20 protein-coding genes are annotated in these 16,271 nt (G+C 69.6%); 4 read left to right on the top strand and 16 right to left on the bottom strand.

What is annotated here, in order from left to right; translation table 11 throughout:
* Window positions 1–3: 3 nt before the first annotated feature.
* The 5 genes from ISO16_RS16780 to ISO16_RS16760 form a co-directional block, all read right to left on the bottom strand.
* Entirely contained in the window at window positions 4–1,806 is a 1,803-nt protein-coding gene (locus tag ISO16_RS16780) for an ABC transporter substrate-binding protein/permease (protein WP_050036180.1), read from the bottom strand.
* A 50-nt stretch (window positions 1,807–1,856) separates the two neighbouring features.
* Window positions 1,857–2,798 (bottom strand): winged helix-turn-helix transcriptional regulator, encoded by a 942-nt coding sequence (locus ISO16_RS16775; RefSeq protein WP_170914001.1) that lies wholly within the window; start codon window positions 2,796–2,798, stop codon window positions 1,857–1,859.
* A 10-nt stretch (window positions 2,799–2,808) separates the two neighbouring features.
* Window positions 2,809–4,326 carry a carotenoid oxygenase family protein gene (locus ISO16_RS16770; protein ID WP_072636711.1) on the bottom strand — a complete coding sequence of 506 codons (1,518 nt, stop codon included), beginning with the start codon at window positions 4,324–4,326 and terminating at the stop codon, window positions 2,809–2,811.
* Window positions 4,327–4,336: 10 nt separating this feature from the next.
* On the bottom strand, window positions 4,337–5,563 hold the full coding sequence (locus ISO16_RS16765; RefSeq protein ID WP_072636710.1) for an acetyl-CoA acetyltransferase: 1,227 nt from the start codon (window positions 5,561–5,563) through the stop codon (window positions 4,337–4,339).
* 136 nt (window positions 5,564–5,699) lie between these two features.
* Window positions 5,700–6,494: an LLM class F420-dependent oxidoreductase gene (locus ISO16_RS16760; protein WP_072636709.1), complete on the bottom strand. Its 795-nt coding sequence runs from the start codon at window positions 6,492–6,494 to the stop codon at window positions 5,700–5,702.
* A 92-nt stretch (window positions 6,495–6,586) separates the two neighbouring features.
* Between ISO16_RS16760 and ISO16_RS16755 the strand changes: the two genes are divergently transcribed.
* Window positions 6,587–7,090, top strand: a complete 504-nt coding sequence (locus ISO16_RS16755) for a nitroreductase family deazaflavin-dependent oxidoreductase (protein ID WP_072636708.1) — start codon at window positions 6,587–6,589, stop codon at window positions 7,088–7,090.
* Here ISO16_RS16755 and ISO16_RS16750 read toward each other — a convergent pair.
* Entirely contained in the window at window positions 7,071–7,709 is a 639-nt protein-coding gene (locus ISO16_RS16750; RefSeq protein ID WP_072636707.1) for a TetR/AcrR family transcriptional regulator, read from the bottom strand. The genes ISO16_RS16755 and ISO16_RS16750 overlap by 20 nt on opposite strands.
* 203 nt (window positions 7,710–7,912) lie before the next feature.
* On the opposite strand from ISO16_RS16750, the gene ISO16_RS16745 reads away from it, so the two are divergent.
* A complete protein-coding gene (locus ISO16_RS16745) occupies window positions 7,913–9,085 on the top strand; it encodes an acyl-CoA dehydrogenase family protein (protein WP_029546726.1) in 1,173 nt (390 codons plus the stop codon).
* A gap of 9 nt (window positions 9,086–9,094) precedes the next feature.
* Complete coding sequence (locus tag ISO16_RS16740) at window positions 9,095–10,231, top strand: acyl-CoA dehydrogenase family protein (RefSeq protein ID WP_072636706.1); 1,137 nt, start codon at window positions 9,095–9,097, stop codon at window positions 10,229–10,231.
* Between the two features lie 11 nt (window positions 10,232–10,242).
* Here the strand turns inward: ISO16_RS16740 and ISO16_RS16735 are convergent, their stop codons facing one another.
* Genes ISO16_RS16735 through ISO16_RS16690 form a run of 10 tightly spaced genes read right to left on the bottom strand, consistent with a single transcriptional unit; the run spans window position 10,243 to window position 15,734 of the window.
* On the bottom strand, window positions 10,243–10,536 hold the full coding sequence (locus ISO16_RS16735; RefSeq protein ID WP_072636705.1) for a gas vesicle protein K: 294 nt from the start codon (window positions 10,534–10,536) through the stop codon (window positions 10,243–10,245).
* Window positions 10,529–10,762 (bottom strand): gas vesicle protein, encoded by a 234-nt coding sequence (locus tag ISO16_RS16730; RefSeq protein ID WP_065923282.1) that lies wholly within the window; start codon window positions 10,760–10,762, stop codon window positions 10,529–10,531. The genes ISO16_RS16735 and ISO16_RS16730 overlap by 8 nt, the downstream gene beginning before the upstream one ends.
* The gene (locus ISO16_RS16725) at window positions 10,759–11,547 is read right to left on the bottom strand and encodes a GvpL/GvpF family gas vesicle protein (protein ID WP_072636704.1); all 789 of its coding nucleotides are present in this window, start codon (window positions 11,545–11,547) and stop codon (window positions 10,759–10,761) included. The genes ISO16_RS16730 and ISO16_RS16725 overlap by 4 nt, the downstream gene beginning before the upstream one ends.
* Window positions 11,540–11,929, bottom strand: coding sequence for a gas vesicle protein (locus tag ISO16_RS16720; protein WP_006932229.1), 390 nt, complete (start codon window positions 11,927–11,929; stop codon window positions 11,540–11,542). Before ISO16_RS16720 ends, ISO16_RS16725 begins: the two co-directional genes overlap by 8 nt.
* Window positions 11,926–12,258, bottom strand: a complete 333-nt coding sequence (locus ISO16_RS16715; protein ID WP_072636703.1) for a gas vesicle protein GvpO — start codon at window positions 12,256–12,258, stop codon at window positions 11,926–11,928. Before ISO16_RS16715 ends, ISO16_RS16720 begins: the two co-directional genes overlap by 4 nt.
* Window positions 12,255–12,518, bottom strand: a complete 264-nt coding sequence (locus tag ISO16_RS16710; RefSeq protein WP_043800940.1) for a gas vesicle protein GvpG — start codon at window positions 12,516–12,518, stop codon at window positions 12,255–12,257. Before ISO16_RS16710 ends, ISO16_RS16715 begins: the two co-directional genes overlap by 4 nt.
* Before the next feature lie 3 nt (window positions 12,519–12,521).
* Window positions 12,522–13,319: a GvpL/GvpF family gas vesicle protein gene (locus ISO16_RS16705; RefSeq protein ID WP_072636702.1), complete on the bottom strand. Its 798-nt coding sequence runs from the start codon at window positions 13,317–13,319 to the stop codon at window positions 12,522–12,524.
* On the bottom strand, window positions 13,319–13,735 hold the full coding sequence (gene gvpJ / locus ISO16_RS16700) for a gas vesicle protein GvpJ (protein ID WP_072636701.1): 417 nt from the start codon (window positions 13,733–13,735) through the stop codon (window positions 13,319–13,321). Before gvpJ ends, ISO16_RS16705 begins: the two co-directional genes overlap by 1 nt.
* The gene (locus ISO16_RS16695) at window positions 13,732–15,015 is read right to left on the bottom strand and encodes an SRPBCC family protein (protein WP_072636700.1); all 1,284 of its coding nucleotides are present in this window, start codon (window positions 15,013–15,015) and stop codon (window positions 13,732–13,734) included. The genes gvpJ and ISO16_RS16695 overlap by 4 nt, the downstream gene beginning before the upstream one ends.
* Before the next feature lie 5 nt (window positions 15,016–15,020).
* Window positions 15,021–15,734: a hypothetical protein gene (locus ISO16_RS16690; protein WP_072636699.1), complete on the bottom strand. Its 714-nt coding sequence runs from the start codon at window positions 15,732–15,734 to the stop codon at window positions 15,021–15,023.
* Between the two features lie 292 nt (window positions 15,735–16,026).
* On the opposite strand from ISO16_RS16690, the gene ISO16_RS16685 reads away from it, so the two are divergent.
* A complete protein-coding gene (locus tag ISO16_RS16685; RefSeq protein WP_006932247.1) occupies window positions 16,027–16,248 on the top strand; it encodes a CsbD family protein in 222 nt (73 codons plus the stop codon).
* Window positions 16,249–16,271: the final 23 nt, after the last annotated feature.

Below are 16,271 nucleotides of genomic sequence, written 5' to 3'. Positions count from 1 at the left end.
CGGTCAGCCCCTCTCCACGACGAGTTCCTGCTCGAGCGGGTCGAGGGTGGCCTCGGGCCGGCCGGTGCGCAGGCGGTGGTCGATGTAGTTCACGAGATGAGTCAACGGCACGGTGAGGATGAGGTAGAACAAGCCCGCCGCGACGAGCGGCGAGAGGTTGCCGGTCTGCGCGTTCAGGTCGCGGCCGACGGCGAACAGTTCGCGCTGGGTGGCCAGCAGACCGAGGAAGTAGATGAGCGACGAGTCCTTGATGAGCGAGATGAACTGGTTCATCAGCGCCGGCAGCACGCGCCGCACGCCCTGCGGGATCACCACCAGTGTCAGCGCCCGGCGGTAGCTGAAGCCCAGGGCCCGGGCCGCCTCCATCTGCCCCGGTTCGACCGACTGGATGCCGGAGCGGAAGATCTCCCCGATGTATGCGGCCGCGAGCAGCGCCAGCGCCGCCGCGCCCAGCCAGTACGGGTTGTTGCCCGTGGCGCCCTGCACCACCGGGCCGAGGCCGAGGCCGACGAGCAGGATGATCACCACCGCGGGCAGGCCGCGGAAGATGTCGGTGTAGACGCGGGCGGGCCAGCGCAGCCAGCGGGTGCGCGATATCCCCGCCATGGCGAGCAGCATGCCGAGGACCGTGCCGGCCAGCCCGGAGGTCAGCGCCAGGATCAGGGTGTTCGGCAGACCGGTCTTCAGCAGATCCGGGAAGGCGTGCCGGTACAGCTCCCACGAGAAGAACGTCTCGCGCAGCTGTTCGAGCGTGGACTTCGGGGCCGTGGCCGCCGGCTCCTCGCCGCTGGCGGTGTTTTCGGCGGCCAGCGCCGCGAAGTCCGGCAGGTCGGGTTCCGGCGCGGCCTTGCTGCCGGGCTTCCAGCCCTCGGGCAGTTCCCGGGGGACCCATTCGGTGTAGAGCTCGGCCCAGGTGCCGTCGGCGATCACGGCGTCGAGCCCGGAGTTGAGCGCGTCGATCAGCGCCTGGTTCTCCCGGGACACGGCCCAGCCGACGTAGTTGTTGAGGCTGAACGTGTTCTGCACGATCGACGTCGGATCGCCCGGCGCGATCGCGCCCTCGGCCTGCTGCGACGGCGCCACCCACGCGTCGATCTGGCCGGTCTTCAGGTTCGCGTACGCGGTGTTGTAGTCCGGGAACTTCACCGGATCGAGACCGAGGGTGTTGACGACGTAGTCGTCCTGGACGGTTCCCTGCACGACCCCGATACGGGTGGACGCGTTCAGGTCCCCGAAGCCGCGGATGGGACTGCCGTTCTGCACGACCAGCGAGAAGTAGCCGAAGTCGTAGCCGTTGGTGAAGCCGACCAGCCGGCGACGTTCGTCCGTGGTGGTGATCGACGACGAGCCGACGTCGAAGCGCCGGCCGGCCACCTGGGCGAGCAGGCCCGCGAACTCGGTGCCGACGAACTCCACGCGGAGACCGAGTTTCTCGGCGATGGCCTTCAGCAGTTCGTTGTCGTAGCCGGTGAACTCGCCCTGGGAGTTCACGCAGATGCTCGGTGGCGCGTCGGAGAGCGTGCCTACGGTGAGCACACCGGGGGTGATGAGGTTCAGCCCGGAAACGTCGATCGACTCGAGCGGCACCACGCCCGGGGTGGTGTAGCGGTCCTCCGCGGCGGCGGCCGACGTGTCGAGATTGGTCGGTGCGGCGGAGGCCCCGCCGACCCCGGGAGGGGAACACAGGTCCTGGGGAGCCGACGGTCGACCACCGCCCGAGGAACAGGCCGTCGCAGTCAGCGCCAGGAGCACCGCCAGGAGCAGCGCCGCCACGGTGCTCCGTTTCGCCATCACGGATTCGGGCATGGTGGGAGCCTAATCCGAATCGCGCCGTCCGATGGGTGTGCCGGGGCGGGTCAGCCGCCGGTGGGTTCGATCGAGACGGTGGAGGCCCGCAGCCGCTCCCTGCAGTGACTGCACGTCAGTGCGGGTGCGAAGCTGTGGCCGCAGTGGCGGTGACGCAGGACGATCGCCGGTCCCTCCGGTGCGCGGAACCAGCGCAGCCCCCAGTCGATCATGCAGGCGACGACGGGGAAGAACGCCCGCCCCTTGTCGGTGAGGTGGTAGGTCACCCACGCCGGGCGGTCGGGATTGGGCAGTTCCTGCAGGACGCCCAGCTCGGTGAAGCGCCGGAGCCGGTCGGCCACCACCGTCGGAGGTGCCCCCATGCGTTCGGCGAACTGCCCGTAGCGGGTGGCGCCGAGGAACGCCGCCCCGAGCAGCGCCGCCGACCACCGGTCGCCGAGCAGTTCCATCGTGTGCGGCAGGATCTCCGGCGCGCGAGCACGGCCGGACCGTCGGCGACCGGTCGCGGCCGGCACACTGCGCGGCCACTGTCCGCTGGGGCCGAGCTGCGCGTCCACGTCGGGTGCGCCGGCGGGCCGGTCGCAGTGGCCGCAGACGAGCACCGGTGTGAACCGGGCGCCGCAGACCCCGTGCCGCCTGGCCGGGAGCTGTCCCCGGTGATCGGGCGCCCACTGCTGTTCCCACGCCCACATGGTGAGCAGAACCGGCCACACGCCGTGGCCGCGGGCCGTCAACCGGTACTCGTGTCGAGCCGGCCGCTCCTGGTACTGCACCCGCTCGAGGAGTTCCGCGTCGGTGAGGCGGGCCAGGCGCGCGGTCAGCACCGCGTTGGAGATCTCCCCCCGCTCGATCCAGTCCCGGTAGCGGCGGTCGCCCTGCAACGCGTACCGCAGAATCCACAGGTTCCACTCGTCGCCGAGGATGCCGAGGGTGACCGCGATCGCGTTGTCACCGCCCGGCTCGAGTTCGGTGACCGTGCCGGAACCTGCCATCGACAGCTGATCATAGGTTCAGGACGTCGCCTGCCCGGTCCGCGTCCCGCCACCCCGGGAGGTCCGAACCCGCCGCCCAGGTCGAGTGGGTGCCGCTCGAGACCCGTTCGGGGAGTCCGATCCGCGCGAGCGGTCCGTCCCCCGGTTGCCGCGCGTCGAAGACCAGGCATTCGGACCGGTCCCGGTTCATGTCGGTGGTGATCGTGATCAGGTAGCCGTCGTCCTCGGCGGCCGACCCGGTGCGGGGCGCCATCACGGTCTCGCTGCCGAAGACGCCCTCGCCGAACGAGTAGTGCTCCTCCGCCCCCGTCTGCACGTCGTGTTTGACGAGGCCGTCGAAGAGGAACCAGCCCGGCACCCCCGTCGCGGCGTAGGTGTAGCGGTGGCGGACGCCGCCGTGATGCGGATTGATCATCCCGAATTCGGTGACGGACTCGGACAGCCGTTCCTCGGTGAGCGAGCCGGTGCGCAGGTTCAGCCGCCAGCGGTGCAGGTGGGTGCCCATGCGGTCGAGCGCCAGCGAACGGAACAGCCGCCGGTAGATCGGTCCGGTGCCGTCGTCCGGCGGTTCCGGTGTCTCCTGATGGAATCCCTCGAGCACGATCTCGTCGCCGTCTTCGTAGGCGTTGGTCCAGTGCAGCACGTAGGTCGGGTCGGCGTCGAACCAGGTGATCTGGTCGGGACGGCCGCGCCGGGGAATCACGCCGAGCCGCATCGGCAGGTCGGGGTGGTAGCGCGGCACGTACTTGCCGCGCGCGAGGGCCTCCGGGATCCAGAACAGGGGGCAGTCGTTGAGGATCGCGTAGTTCTCGGTGAACGCCATGTCGTGGGGCAGGCGGGGGCCGGGCAGGGGGATGTCGACGTAGTGCACCAGCCGATCGTCGGCGTCGACCACGCCGTAGTGCAGGTACGGGGCGTCGGTGCCGTAGTTGAAGAACAGCAGTTCGCCGGTGCGGGCGTCGACCTTGGGATGCGCGGAAACGCCCCAGTCGGAGGGGAATCGGCCGTCCCACGTCGCCTTGCCGAGGGTCTCGAGCGTGGTCGGGTCGAGGCGGTAGAGGTCCCCGCACTGCCAGAAGCTGGTCAGGGCGACGCCGCGATGCACGGTGACGTCCGTACTGGAGGCATCCTTCATGCGGCCGCGGGCGCCCCAGCCGTCCTGGCGGATCGAGTTCTGCGGCCGTTCGGCGATGCCCGCCCACAACGGGCCACCGGCCTCCTGCTCGGCCAGGAAGCCGTCGGTCTTCACGAATCTGTTGCGGTAGAAGGCTTTTCCGTCGCGAAATCCGACGACGTGAATCATGCCGTCACCGTCGAAGGGATGATAGAGACCTTCGAGTGCCGGGTGCGCCGGGTTCTCGGTGTTGCGCAGGTACACGCCGTCGAGGTCGGCCGGCAGGTCGCCGATCACCTCGAGGTCGTCGGCACGCCGCTCCGTGTGTTGCGGGCGCCACGGACCGGTGCGGTACGGGTGGTCGTCGTCCGCGGGCAGGGTGGACAGTGCCCGTCCCAGAATCTCGAGTTCCATGGATGTCCTTTCAGCCGACGACGAAACTGACCGTGGTGGTCGTACTTCCGCCGATGTTCAGGGTCGCGGCTCGTGTGGCGCCGGGGACCTGGTAGTCGCCGGCGCGGCCGGTGACCTGGCGGTGGCAGTCCAGCAGCATCCGGACTCCGGTGGCGCCGACCGGATGCCCGCCGCCGAGAAGCCCCCCGCTGGGGTTCATGGGGATGCGGCCACCGATCTCGAGGTCGCCGTTCTCGATCGCCTGCCAGCTCCGGCCGGGGGCGGTGATCCCGAAGTGGTCGACGGCCAGGTATTCGCTGACGGTGAAGCAGTCGTGTGTTTCGATCAGGTCGAGGTCCCGGACGCCGCCGATGCCGCTCCGCTCGAACGCGTCGACGATCGTGGCGCGCACGTGCGGCATGACGAGGGGGTCGTCGCCGTCGCGGGCGAGCTTGCCGGACAAGGACAGTCCGACCGTGCGGTGGCCCCAGCCGAGGATGCGGGACATGTCGTCGACGGTGCGTGGGTGCCGGCTCAGGTAGCGGTTGCTCAGCAGCGCCACGCCCGCGGCGCCGTCCGTCAGCGGACTGCAGTCGGTCCTGCGGAGGCGTCCCTCGACCACCGGATTGGCGGCCTCGTCCGGGCCGAAACTGCCGGGTCCGTAGGTCCGGTTGCGGGTCTGCGCATTCGGATTGGCGCGGGCGTTGCGGATGTTCAGTTCCGCGATCGCCCTCAGGTGCTCGTCGTCGAGGCCGTAGCGGCGGTCGTACTCGTCGGCGATCTTGTCGAACATGTACGGCCACATGTACTTCGCGTCGGCGCCTTCCTGTCCCACCCAGGCCGCGGCGTTCATGACCCGGGTGCCGGCGTCGCCGGGGACGCACCGTTCGAGTTCGACGCCGAGCACGAGGGCGCAGTCGTAGCGCCCGGCCTCGAGATCGGCCATCGCGGCGAGCACGGCAAGGGAGCCGGACGCGCAGGCCCCCTCGTGCCGGGTGGCCGGGATCCCCCACAGCTCGGGCAGCACGGAGGCCGGCATGCCGCCGAGGTGTCCCTGACCGGTGTAGAGCTGTCCGAAGGCATTGCCGACGTGGATCACCCCGACGTCGGCGACGTCGATGCGGGCGTCGCGCAGCGTTTCCGTCACCGTCTCCGCGACGAGGTCCGCGATGTTCCGGTCCTCCCGGGTCAGGTTCCGCGCGAAGTCGGACTGGTATCCACCGGCGATCCACACGCCTTCAGGGTTCACGCCGCTCACCGCCTTCCGCGGGGGTCGACCATACGTGGCTTCAACTACAGTAAACAGAGTGACCAGGCGGACGCAACGACGATGTGCGCGCGGGCAGCCGAGAACCGGACCCCGGTTGCCGCCTCCCGGCCCTGGGGTGGCCCGGTCAGGCCAGCCCGGACAGCGGCGGTGCGGAGTTCTCGTCCCGCCACCCGATCGCCTCGAGGAGGCCGCTCAGGTCGTAGTCGGGACCGCCGACACCGACGGTGAACAGGGTGACGCCCGCGTCGACGAAGGCGGCCGCGTGCGCGGTTCCGGGCCACGGCACGGACCGCTCGACCTCGTTCGGTGAGCGGCCGGCGTCGGCGCAGCGCGCCGCGAGGATCTCCGCCTTCTCCTTGTGGGTGTCGAGGTCCCCGAAGCTGTGCCAGATGTCGGCGTACTGTGCCACCAGCGGGATGGTCTTGCGGGGTCCGCCGCCGCCGATGAGCAGCGGGATGTGCCGGGTTGGCTGGGGGTTGAGCTTCGCGAGCCGCGCGGTGATCCGGGGCAGGTATTCGCCGAGCAGTTTCAGCCGGGAACCCTTGGTGCCGAAGTCGTAGCCGTACTCGACGTAGTCCTTCTCGAACCAGCCCGCGCCGATGCCGAGGATGAGCCGGCCGCCGCTGATGTGGTCGACGGTGCGGGCCATGTCGGCGAGCAGCTCGGGATTGCGGTAGCCGCCGCCGGTGACGAGCGCTCCGATCTCGACGCGCTCGGTCTGTTCGGCCCACGCGCCGAGCATCGTCCAGCATTCGAAGTGGGCGCCGTCCGGGTCTCCGGAGAGGGGATAGAAGTGGTCCCAGTTGAAGACGATGTCGGCGCCGGCGTCCTCGGCGCGGAGCACGGTGTCGCGGATCTTCCCGTAGTCGGGCTGATGCTGGGGCTGCAGTTGAAGACCGATGCGAATGGGACGGTGCATGAGTCAACGGTAGGGCCGTCGCGCCGGTCCCGCAGCCGATCCGTGTGGGCGTCCCGGTGGTGCAGCGGACGGATCGGGCGCACAGTGAAGGAATGCGCATCACCGAGCCTGCCGCACCACCGACCGGACTGCGCCGCCGATTCCTGCGCGCTCCGATCCACCTCTACCGGATCGGGCTGGGGCGGGTGCTGGGCCGCCGGTTCCTGCTGCTGCACCATGTCGGCCGGCGCAGCGGACTGCCGCGGCAGACGGTGCTCGAGGTGGTGAACCACGAGGACACGTCCGGCGGATTCGTCGTGGCCGTCGGCTTCGGGAAGCAGACCGACTGGTACCGCAACCTGCGGGCGCATCCCGCGGCGCGGATCGAGTCGGGCCGCGAACGGGTCGCGGTGGCCGCGGAGTTCCTCGATCCGGAGGAGGCGGCGGAGTTCATGGCGCGGTACGGGCGCCGGCACCCTAAGGTCGCGCCGCGGTTGTGCGCGGCGATGGGCTTCGACGTCGACGGCAGCGAGGCCGACTTCCGGGCGGCGGGCCGGCATCTGCGGTTCGTGCGGTTGCGCCGTACCTACAGACCGGTCAGCGGTCCGCGCCGGTGAGGCTCGCGAACCGCTGCGCCAGGCCCTGCAGGAACGACTCGAGCGCCAGCTCGAAGCCGTCGCGGTCGATCTCGTCCGCGTGCTCGCGCAGCCGGTGTGCCTGGGACAGATGGGGATAGCGCTCCCGGTAGATGGTGAGGTCGTCGAGGAAGCCGCCCGAGAACGAGGCGATGGCCGAGCCGACGACGATGTACTTGATCGACGCGCCGATCAGGGTCGCGGTCCGTGGCGGCCACCCGGCCCGGGTCAGGCCGCCGTGCACGGCGTTGGCCTGATCGAGCGCGACCTCGCGCCGGCCCGGGCTGCGCGCGAGGAACGGTACGAGGTTCGGGTGCTCGGCGAGAGCGGCGCGGTAGGACCTCGCCCAGCCGCGCAGCGCCTCCTGCCAGTCGTCGGTGTCGAATCCGCTGATGTCGACGGACTCGCCGACCTGGTCGGCGATGTCGTCGAGCAGCTCGTCCTTGTTCGAGTAGTGGCTGTACAGCGACGGCGCGCTGACATGGAGCTCGGCGGCGATCTTGCGCATGGACAGTTCGTCGAGTCCGTGCGCGTCGACGAGGCGCAGGGCGGTCTCGCGGATGAGCGGGCGGCTGAGCAGCGGGGTACGGGGTCGTGCCATCGGCGCTCCTTCCTCGGCGTCGGTCCGGGGGTCGGTCCCGGGGTCGGCCTGGACAACCTAACAGTGTCAAGTTACAGTACGGGTGTACGCAGCACCAGGGCGAACGAGCCCCCATCCCTCCGCGAATCATGCAGCGTGAAAACGGGATCGGGCCGTGGTCCCATGCTGCGCTCGCACAGGCACAACCGTGACGGAAGGCCCCCATGAACCTGAAGCTCACCGACGAAGAGCTCGCGTTCCGCGACGAACTGCGCACGTTCTTCACCACCGAGTTCCCCGCCGAGATCCGAGAGAAAGTGGCTGCCGGCCGGCACCTGGACCGCGACGAGGTCGTCCGGAGCCAGCAGATCCTCAACGCCAAGGGTCTGGCGGTGCCGAACTGGCCCGTCGAGTGGGGCGGCAAGGACTGGACTCCCGTGCAGCGAAACATCTGGCTCAACGAGATGCAGCTCGCCTCGGTGCCCGATCCGCTGCCGTTCAACGCGTCCATGATCGGTCCCGTGATCGCGCAGTTCGGCTCGCAGGAGATGAAGGAGCGCTTCCTGCCCGCCACCGCGAACCTCGACATCTGGTGGTGCCAGGGATTCTCGGAGCCCGAGGCCGGCTCCGACCTGGCCTCACTCAAGACCCGCGCGGTGCGCGACGGCGACGACTACATCGTCAACGGCCAGAAGACGTGGACCACCCTCGCCCAGCACGCCGACTGGATCTTCTGCCTGGTGCGCACCGACCCGGATGCGCCGAAGAAGCAGGCCGGCATCTCGATGCTGCTCATCGACATGACCACGCCCGGCGTGACCGTCCGCCCGATCAAGCTCGTCGACGGCAGCTACGAGGTCAACGAGGTCTTCTTCGAGAACGTGCGGGTCCCCGCCGAGAACCTGGTCGGCGAGGAGAACGCGGGCTGGAGCTACGCGAAGTTCCTGCTCGGCAACGAACGCACCGGCATCGCCCGCGTCGGCGCCACCAAGGTGCGGCTCGCCCGCGCCAAGCAGCTCGCCGCGCAGACCCGGACCGGATCCGGCACCCTGATCGACGATCCGCTGTTCGCCGCGCGCCTCGCCGAGCTCGAGAACGAACTGCTCACGCTCGAGCTCACGCAGCTGCGGGTGGTCGCCGGGTCCGCCGACGGCAAGCCCAATCCGGCGTCGTCGCTGCTGAAGCTGCGCGGCTCGGAGTTGCAGCAGGCGGTCACCGAACTGCTCACCGACATCGCCGGACCCGACTCGCTGCCCGTCGGCGCCGCGGGCATCGACTCGCCGGAGTGGGCGCAGCACACCGCCCCGACCTACCTGAACTACCGCAAGGTGTCCATCTACGGCGGGTCGAGCGAGGTGCAGCGCTCGATCATTGCCTCCTCCATCCTCGGATTGTGAGCCACTGTCATGAACTTCGAACTCGATACCGAACAGGACCTGCTCCGCAAGACCGTCCGCGACGTGCTCTCGGGCACCTACGACACCGAGACCCGTAACAAGGTCGCCGACACCGACCGCGGCTGGAGCGACGAGGTGTGGCGCCAGCTCGCCGAACTCGGCGTGCTCGGCCTGCCGTTCGCCGAGGAGCACGGCGGAATGGGCGCCGGACCGGTGGAGGTCATGGCCGTCATGGGCGAGATCGGCCGAGCCCTGGCCCCCGAACCGCTGCTGAATGCGGTGTTCCTGCCGGGCGGCCTCGTCGCCGAGGTCGGCACCGACGAGCAGTGCGCGGACCTCCTGCCGCGGCTGTCCGAGGGCGCGCTGCTGCTCGCGTTCGCCCACGACGAGCCCGGCAGCCGGTGGCCCGCCACCGAGGTCGCCACGACCGCCGCCCGCACCGGCGACGCCTGGTCCCTCACCGGCCGCAAGAACCCTGTGCTGCACGGGGATTGCGCCGAGACGTTCGTCGTGTCCGCCCGCCTTCCCGAGGGAGGTGCCGGGCTGTTCCTCGTCGACGCCGACGCGGCCGGCGTCACCCGCACCGCGTACCGCACCCACGACGAGCGCCGCGCCGCGCAACTCGTCCTCGACTCGGCCGTCGCCGTGCCGCTCGGCGAGGCCGTGGACGCCACGGCGGCGATCACCGCCGCCCAGGTACGGGCCCAGGCCGCCCTGTGCGCGGAGGCGGTCGGTGCGCTGGCCGAGACGCTGCGCCTGACGACCGATTACCTCAAGCAGCGCAAGCAGTTCGGCGCCCCGCTCGCCCGCTTCCAGGCCCTGACCCACCGCGCGGCCGACATGTACGTGCTGCTCGAACTGGCGTCGAGCATGAGCCTGTACGCCACCATGGCCCTCGCCGACGGCATCGTCGACCCGACCATCGCGTCGCGGGCCAAGCTGCAGGTGGGCCGGTCGGCACGGAAGGTCGGGCAGGAGGCGATCCAGATGCACGGCGGTATCGGCATCACCGCCGAATACCCGGTCGGCCACTACGTGAGCCGGCTGACCGCGATCGAGCACACGCTCGGCACCGTGGAGGATCACGTGCGGATCCTCGCCGGGGCCGTCGCGGATCACGACCGCATCGAGGTCGCCGGCATGTGAGCGGCGCGGGCTCACTCCCGGGGCAGCAGTGTCCCCAGCGGTCCGAGGTCGATGTTGAGATCCTCGGGGGTGAGCCCGAAGTGGTCACGCAACTCCCCCATGCGTTCCTCGAGCAGCATGAGGGTGGTGCCGATGCGCTCGATCTGCTCGTCGCTCAGGTCCCCCTCGTCCACGCGCCGCAGCGCCTGCCGCTCCATCAGCTGCCGCAGCAGCTCCACGAGGGTGAGGACGAGCGTGACCAGCCCACGCTCGACCGACTCGGGATCCGAGTCGATACGCGGTGAAATGCCGTCGAATTCACTCATCCGGCGCCTCCAGGGCGTCGCGGGGGACGGGCGGTTCGATCCCGGTGACCGACAGCGTACTGATGGACGAGATCAGGGCACGCAGCGAGATCTGCACCATGTCGACGTCCGCGATGGACAGCTTGATGTCGCCGGTGATGACGACCCCGCCGGCGAGCACCCGGTCCAGCAGGTCGATGAGGGCGATGCGGCGCTCGCCGTCGGCGCTCTCGCTGACGTGATTCATGTGGATGTCCGCTCCACACCGGCGAACGAATACGGCGGCCACGGCCCGGTCAGCTCGAGCCGGATCCCGGGAAACTCCTTGCCGAGTTCCTCGACCGTCGCCGCGAACTCGTCCGCGCGGTCGTCGTCCACCAGATACGTGCCGTTGAGCACCATCCAGTCCCGCCGGCCGCTCAGCGCCGGATCCGTCGCGGCCTGACGCCGGCCCGCGGCGGCCTGCCGCACCAACCGGGAGTGGATCTCGTCGGCACGGGCCGCGGCGTCGCGCTCGACGGACTCCTGCGCGGACAGCTGGGCGCGGCGACGGAGCAGGTAGGCGGTGCCGGAGCCCTTGGCGCTGCCCGCGATCTGCGCCTCCGCCACCGCGTCTGCGAGGGCCCGCCGGTCGCCGTACGCCTTGACACCCCACTCCGTGCGGCCGGTCACCAGGGCCAGCGCCGACTCGAAGTCCGCACGCCGCTCGTCCAGCAGATCGCGCACGCGGGCGTCGTCGAGATAGACGGTGGCCAGGCGCAGCGGGATCACCGCACCCCGCCGCACGAGGGCGGACACCACGGCGTCGTGCGCCCGGGCCGTCGCCTCGAGCCACTGCAGATCCTCGAGGTTGTGCCGCAACGGCTCCTCCCCGAACACCTCGAGCGGCACCGAACCCACGACGGCGGAGTGGCCCCCGGCGGTCACGGCGCGCACCGCTTCCCCTGCGACGCCGGTGAGCCCGCCGAGGTCCTCCTCGGCGAGCCCGTCGTCCGTCACGGCGTACAACCACACTCCGGTTCCGTCAGTCACGATCCTCCTCTTCCACACGAGCGCTCTCGACGGCCTCGCGGCGGCCCTGCCCGGACTCGAGTTCGGCGATCCGCTCGCGCAGCCGCCGGTTCTCGAGTTCCAGCTTGTCGTCCTCCCGATCGATCTCGCGGTTGCGGGCCTTGCTGCTGAGCCACGGATCCGACTCCCACCAGTCGATGCCCACGGCCTTCGCCGTCTCGAGGGAGGCGATCACCAACCGCAGTTTGATGGTGAGCAACTCGATGTCGAGCAGATTGACCTGGATGTCGCCGGCGATCACCAGGCCCTTGTCGAGGACCCGCTCGAGGATGTCGCCGAGGTTCGTCGACTGGTGACCGCCCCCGGACGGCTGCGGCGACGAGCTGCCCCCCATCACGGTCATCGCCGGTCCCTTTCGCCGATGTCGCTGCTGCCGCGGCCGTAGCGCTTGGTTCGGCGGTATGCCAGCAGGTTTCCGTCCAGGTCGATCTCCACCTCGTAGAGGGCCAGCATGTCCGCCGACGACGGGATGCGCCGATCCTCGAGCACCTCGATCTCCACGGTCCAGCCGTGATCGGCCGGCTCCACCGAGGTGGCCCCCTGGGGCTCCTTCGAGGTCAGCTCCACGAGGTGCTCGAGGGCGGCCGCGGCGGCCTCGCCTGCCGTCAGAGGCGGCGGCTGGTCGTCGTCGTGGACGTCGTCGGAATCCTCGGGCGTCGCCCTGCCGCTCACAGGTTCTCACTCCCCCCGGCGGGTGTCGTACCGCCGCCCGGCCGGATCATGCGGTCGAGGACCGCCTGCTGTGCCTTCTCCTTCTCGTCCTCCGACAGTCGACCGGCCGCCGCCGCCTCGTCGATCTCCTCGAGTTCCCTCCGAATGGTCGCCGGGTCGTGGAGTGTCTGCTCGACCTGGTCCTGGATGACTTCGCCGAGCCAGAGCACGCCTTTGACCGGGGCGAGCGGCAACAAGAGGATGGACGAGATCAGTCCCATGTGTCAGCCCTCCGGTTCCCGCTTCATCACGAAGTCGTACGCCGCCATCGGGCCCAGCAGCGTCATCTCGACCCGGCCGTCCCACTCGTGCGCGAGCGACCCCACCGCCTCCTCGAGCTCGCCCTGACGGTCGAGTTCGACGAGGACGGCGACGTGGGCCGCGTCCTCCTCGTGGGTGGGCTGCCGCTCGTTGACCATCGGTTCGAGGGCCTCGAGGGCGTCGATCACCCGGCGGGTGTCCTCGGCGCGTTTGGCCTCGATCGCCTGGCTGATGATCTCCCCGAGGGCCATGCGGGCGTCGCGGGTGGCGTCCTCCGACTTGTCGCGGATCTCGTCGCGCAGCCGGGCGGCCTCGGAGTTCTCGTCGAGCACTTCGCGCAGGACCGCGTTCTCGACGTAGCGGCCCTTGATCACGAACTGCGCACGCCCCTCGAGTTCGTCCAGTGCTGCCTTCAGCTCGTCGTGGTTCTCCTCGAGCAGCTCCCGCTCCACCGCCTCCGCATCCGTCATCACCGCCCCGAACCGCAGCGGCAGCACGGGCGCGACGGCCGCGGAACCGTCCAGCAGTTCCGCGTGTGCCTTCAGATCGTCGGGCGTGCCGAGCGGCCGGTCGACCGAGATCTCGCTGACCAGCGCGGCGATGTCGCCGTGGCGCACCACCGCGACGTCGCTCTGGGGCTTCCCCACGCCCTTCGCGTGCTCCTCGGGCTCCACGTCGGCCGGCACGATGCCGTAGACGTACATCGCGGTGCTCTGCCCGCCTTCGCTCTCGGGTGCCTCTGCGGCCTGATCGGTGGACATCAATCCCCCCTTCTCTTCGGTCGGCTGGCCGTCTGCCGCTTGTCTTCCACGTCGCCGAGGAAGTCCATGACTTTCTCGCCCGCGGCCTCGAGCGCGCCCTTGGTCTTGTGCTTCGCCCCGCCCTGGGTGATGTCACCGACGAGGTCGGGCAGGCCCTTCGGTTCGTTCTGCGAGATCTCGAGCCGGTTCACCGCCTCGGCGAACCGCAGATAGGTGTCGACACTGGCCACCACGATGCGTGCGTCGATGGTCAGCAGTTCGATGCCCACCAGCGACACCCGCACGAACGCGTCGATGACGAGTCCCTTGTCCAGGATGGTGTCGATGACGTCGGCCAGACCGGAGGAGTTGGGGCGGGCCATCGTGCCGCCGCCACCACCTCCGCCGCCCCCGCCGCCGGCGGGTTGGATCGTCATGTGCGTGCTCCTTGCCTGCCGCCCTTACGGGTGGCCGCGCGCCGTCGCCGTGAGGGTGCCGGTTCCTCCTCCGGCTCCTCGTCGGCTTCGTCCTGCAGGCCCTCGTCTTCCTCGTCCTGATCCTCGGGGAGCTCGTCCTCCGCCTCGTCCTCGGAGAGCTCGTCCTCGGCCTCGTCCTCGGCCTCGTCCTCGGGGAGTTCCTCCTCGTCCTCGGTCTCGTCCTCGGGGAGTTCGTCCTCGGCCTCGTCCTCCGCGCCTTCGTCCCCGACGTCCTGCTCCTGGTCCTCCTGCTCCTGTTCTTCCTCTTCGCGCCGGGCGGTCTCGTCGTCCTTGACGACCTCGCTGTCGCGGATCTCGCCGTGCCAGCCCTGGATGTCCTCGGCGTGCAGGACGGCCTCGGTCATCACATGGCGTTCGAAGTGCTTGAGCTCCAGTCGTGCTCGTCGTCCCACGGCTCGCCACAGGTTGGCCGTCTTCTCGAACAGCCCCTTGGGGTGGTACTCGAGCACCATGATGATGCGGGTCAGGTTGTCGGTGATCTCGTGGAAGGTCACCGCCCCGTCGATGTAGCCCTTGGCGCCCTTCGAGCGCCACACGATCCGATCGAACGGAACCTGTTCGAGAATCGTCGACTCCCACGTCCGTCGCGACCAGAAAACCTTCCCGGTCCATTGCAGCTTCTCGTCGGAAGCCTGCTCGACCTGCTCGACCTTCTTCATGAACTTCGGCCAGTCCGCGAACTGGGTCCACATGTCGTAGGCAAGTTCGATCGGGACGCCGACGTCGATCTGCTCGACGATATTGGTGAGCTTGATCTTCTTGCCGCCGGCGCCCTTGCCTTTTCCGCCTCCGCCGAGGGATTCCTTGACGCCCTCAAACTTGTCCTTGGCGGTCTGCTTGATGTTCTCCAGGCCGGTGCTCATGGCGGACTTGACCGACGACTCGCCCTCCGCGGACTTCTGGCCGCCGGTCAAGGCGCTCATCAGGTTGCCGCCCCCGCCCTCGGCATAGTCGTTGAGGCGCCCAGCAGTCCCGGTCACCTTGTCGGAGACCGTCGACAGGGCACGCTCGGCAAACGTCCCGGCCAGACCTTGCAGCGACTTCTGCAGGTGCTTGGTGGGTGAGAGGTCCTGCACCGCCTTGCCGGCGCTTCCGGCCGCCCCGGTGGCCGTCTTACCGGCCTGTCCCGCGGTGCCGGCGGCGGTCTTGCCGGCCTTGCCGACGGTCTCCGTGGCGGTCTTGCCCAGCCGGCGGGTGGCGTCTCCGAGTGATCGCGTCATCGGACTCACTTCCTCGTGCGCCGGACCGGAGCGCGTCCGGTGGAGGGTGTCTCAGCGCGGGTGCTGCGTCGCCGGGGCTTCGACGGCTCCTCGCCCTCGTCGCCGGACTCCTCCGGTTCCTGTGGCTTCGACTTGGCCCGGGATGCCTTGGGACGGCTCGCGGATTCCGAGGTGCGCCGTCGGGCGGCCGGCCGCCGCCGCGCGGGCTTCGGGGCCTCCTCCTCGGCTTCCTCGGCCTCTTCCGGAGCGCCCTCTTCCTCCTCCGGGGATTCCTCCTCTTCGGCTTCCTCCTCCGGGTACTCCTCCTCTTCGGCGGACTCCTCGCCCGGCTCCTCCTCGTATTCGCCTTCGGCGTACTCGTCTTCGGGCTCCTCGCCGGCGTACTCCTCTTCCTCCGGCTCCTCCTCGGCAGCCTTGGAACGTCCGGCGGCGCGCTGCTGGAGCCGATCGTTGAGCGAATCGATCCGGTTGCTCGCGGCGGTGACCGCGGCTGCGCGGGCGGCGCTCATCAGTTCGCCACGAACCGAATCGGTGATCTTGACGAGTTCCGGTGAGGACCCGACCATCGAGGCCCCACGCTTGAGGATGTCCTGCGGGTTGCTGGGCAGGCGTCCCGTCAGGCCTGCCCCCGCGAGCATCAACGCCAGCCGCATCTTGTGCGTGCGACCGAGGAAGTACCCGATACTCACCCCGGCAGCGACTCGTGCCCCACCTTTCATGACCATTCTCCTTCGCCTGCAAGTGGCCGCGATGCGGGCAGGTTCTCGGCTGCGCACGATGTCTGGTCCGGTGCGTCGGGCCCGCGGTGCGGTTCGAATGTGGTGTAGCCCACACTACGCATTTCAAACATCGGTTCGCTGACGATCAACAGGAATGCGCGTGCGGCACCACCAGGGTGTGATAAAGGACCGATCGGTATGTCCCGGAGGCGTTTCCCGGCGGCACCCCGGGGGTATGACAACCCTCGACGGGGCGCGGCTCCGTCCCCGCAGAAATGCTAAGGAGGGCACCATGGCTCACCTCGCCAACAAGGTGATGCACAAGGCCGAGGAAGTGGTCGGCAAGACCCGGTACAACCTGGGCAAGCGGACCGGAAACAAGAACCTGCAGAGCGTGGGCAGGCGCGGCCAGGTCTCCGGGCGCGTCAAGCAGTTCGGCGACCACCTCACCCACGCGGTAAGGAATGCCCAAGGGCGATTCAAGAATAGGTCACATCGTTCCGATCTCCGCTGAGCCTCCCGGCGGGCCGCCGGCGG

The organism is Rhodococcus sp. M8, assembly GCF_015654185.1.
Taxonomy (GTDB): domain Bacteria; phylum Actinomycetota; class Actinomycetes; order Mycobacteriales; family Mycobacteriaceae; genus Rhodococcus; species Rhodococcus aetherivorans.
Note: the sequence above shows the minus strand (reverse complement) of the source record. Positions and strands in the feature narration are given on the sequence as shown.

Excerpts from the sequence above, each read along its gene's own strand:
- ISO16_RS16710 (WP_043800940.1), bottom strand. The coding sequence starts at position 12,518 with ATGGGACTGATCTCGTCCATCCTCTTGTTGCCGCTCGCCCCGGTCAAA.
- ISO16_RS16705 (WP_072636702.1), bottom strand. The coding sequence starts at position 13,319 with ATGTCCACCGATCAGGCCGCAGAGGCACCCGAGAGCGAAGGCGGGCAG.
- ISO16_RS16755 (WP_072636708.1), top strand. The coding sequence starts at position 6,587 with ATGCGCATCACCGAGCCTGCCGCACCACCGACCGGACTGCGCCGCCGA.
- ISO16_RS16740 (WP_072636706.1), top strand. The coding sequence starts at position 9,095 with ATGAACTTCGAACTCGATACCGAACAGGACCTGCTCCGCAAGACCGTC.
- ISO16_RS16745 (WP_029546726.1), top strand. The coding sequence starts at position 7,913 with ATGAACCTGAAGCTCACCGACGAAGAGCTCGCGTTCCGCGACGAACTG.
- ISO16_RS16695 (WP_072636700.1), bottom strand. The coding sequence starts at position 15,015 with ATGACGCGATCACTCGGAGACGCCACCCGCCGGCTGGGCAAGACCGCC.
- gvpJ (WP_072636701.1), bottom strand. The coding sequence starts at position 13,735 with ATGACGATCCAACCCGCCGGCGGCGGGGGCGGCGGAGGTGGTGGCGGC.
- ISO16_RS16770 (WP_072636711.1), bottom strand. The coding sequence starts at position 4,326 with ATGGAACTCGAGATTCTGGGACGGGCACTGTCCACCCTGCCCGCGGAC.
- ISO16_RS16760 (WP_072636709.1), bottom strand. The coding sequence starts at position 6,494 with ATGCACCGTCCCATTCGCATCGGTCTTCAACTGCAGCCCCAGCATCAG.
- ISO16_RS16775 (WP_170914001.1), bottom strand. The coding sequence starts at position 2,798 with ATGGCAGGTTCCGGCACGGTCACCGAACTCGAGCCGGGCGGTGACAAC.
- ISO16_RS16690 (WP_072636699.1), bottom strand. The coding sequence starts at position 15,734 with ATGAAAGGTGGGGCACGAGTCGCTGCCGGGGTGAGTATCGGGTACTTC.
- ISO16_RS16735 (WP_072636705.1), bottom strand. The coding sequence starts at position 10,536 with ATGAGTGAATTCGACGGCATTTCACCGCGTATCGACTCGGATCCCGAG.
- ISO16_RS16730 (WP_065923282.1), bottom strand. The coding sequence starts at position 10,762 with ATGAATCACGTCAGCGAGAGCGCCGACGGCGAGCGCCGCATCGCCCTC.
- ISO16_RS16750 (WP_072636707.1), bottom strand. The coding sequence starts at position 7,709 with ATGGCACGACCCCGTACCCCGCTGCTCAGCCGCCCGCTCATCCGCGAG.
- ISO16_RS16720 (WP_006932229.1), bottom strand. The coding sequence starts at position 11,929 with ATGACCGTGATGGGGGGCAGCTCGTCGCCGCAGCCGTCCGGGGGCGGT.
- ISO16_RS16780 (WP_050036180.1), bottom strand. The coding sequence starts at position 1,806 with ATGCCCGAATCCGTGATGGCGAAACGGAGCACCGTGGCGGCGCTGCTC.
- ISO16_RS16685 (WP_006932247.1), top strand. The coding sequence starts at position 16,027 with ATGGCTCACCTCGCCAACAAGGTGATGCACAAGGCCGAGGAAGTGGTC.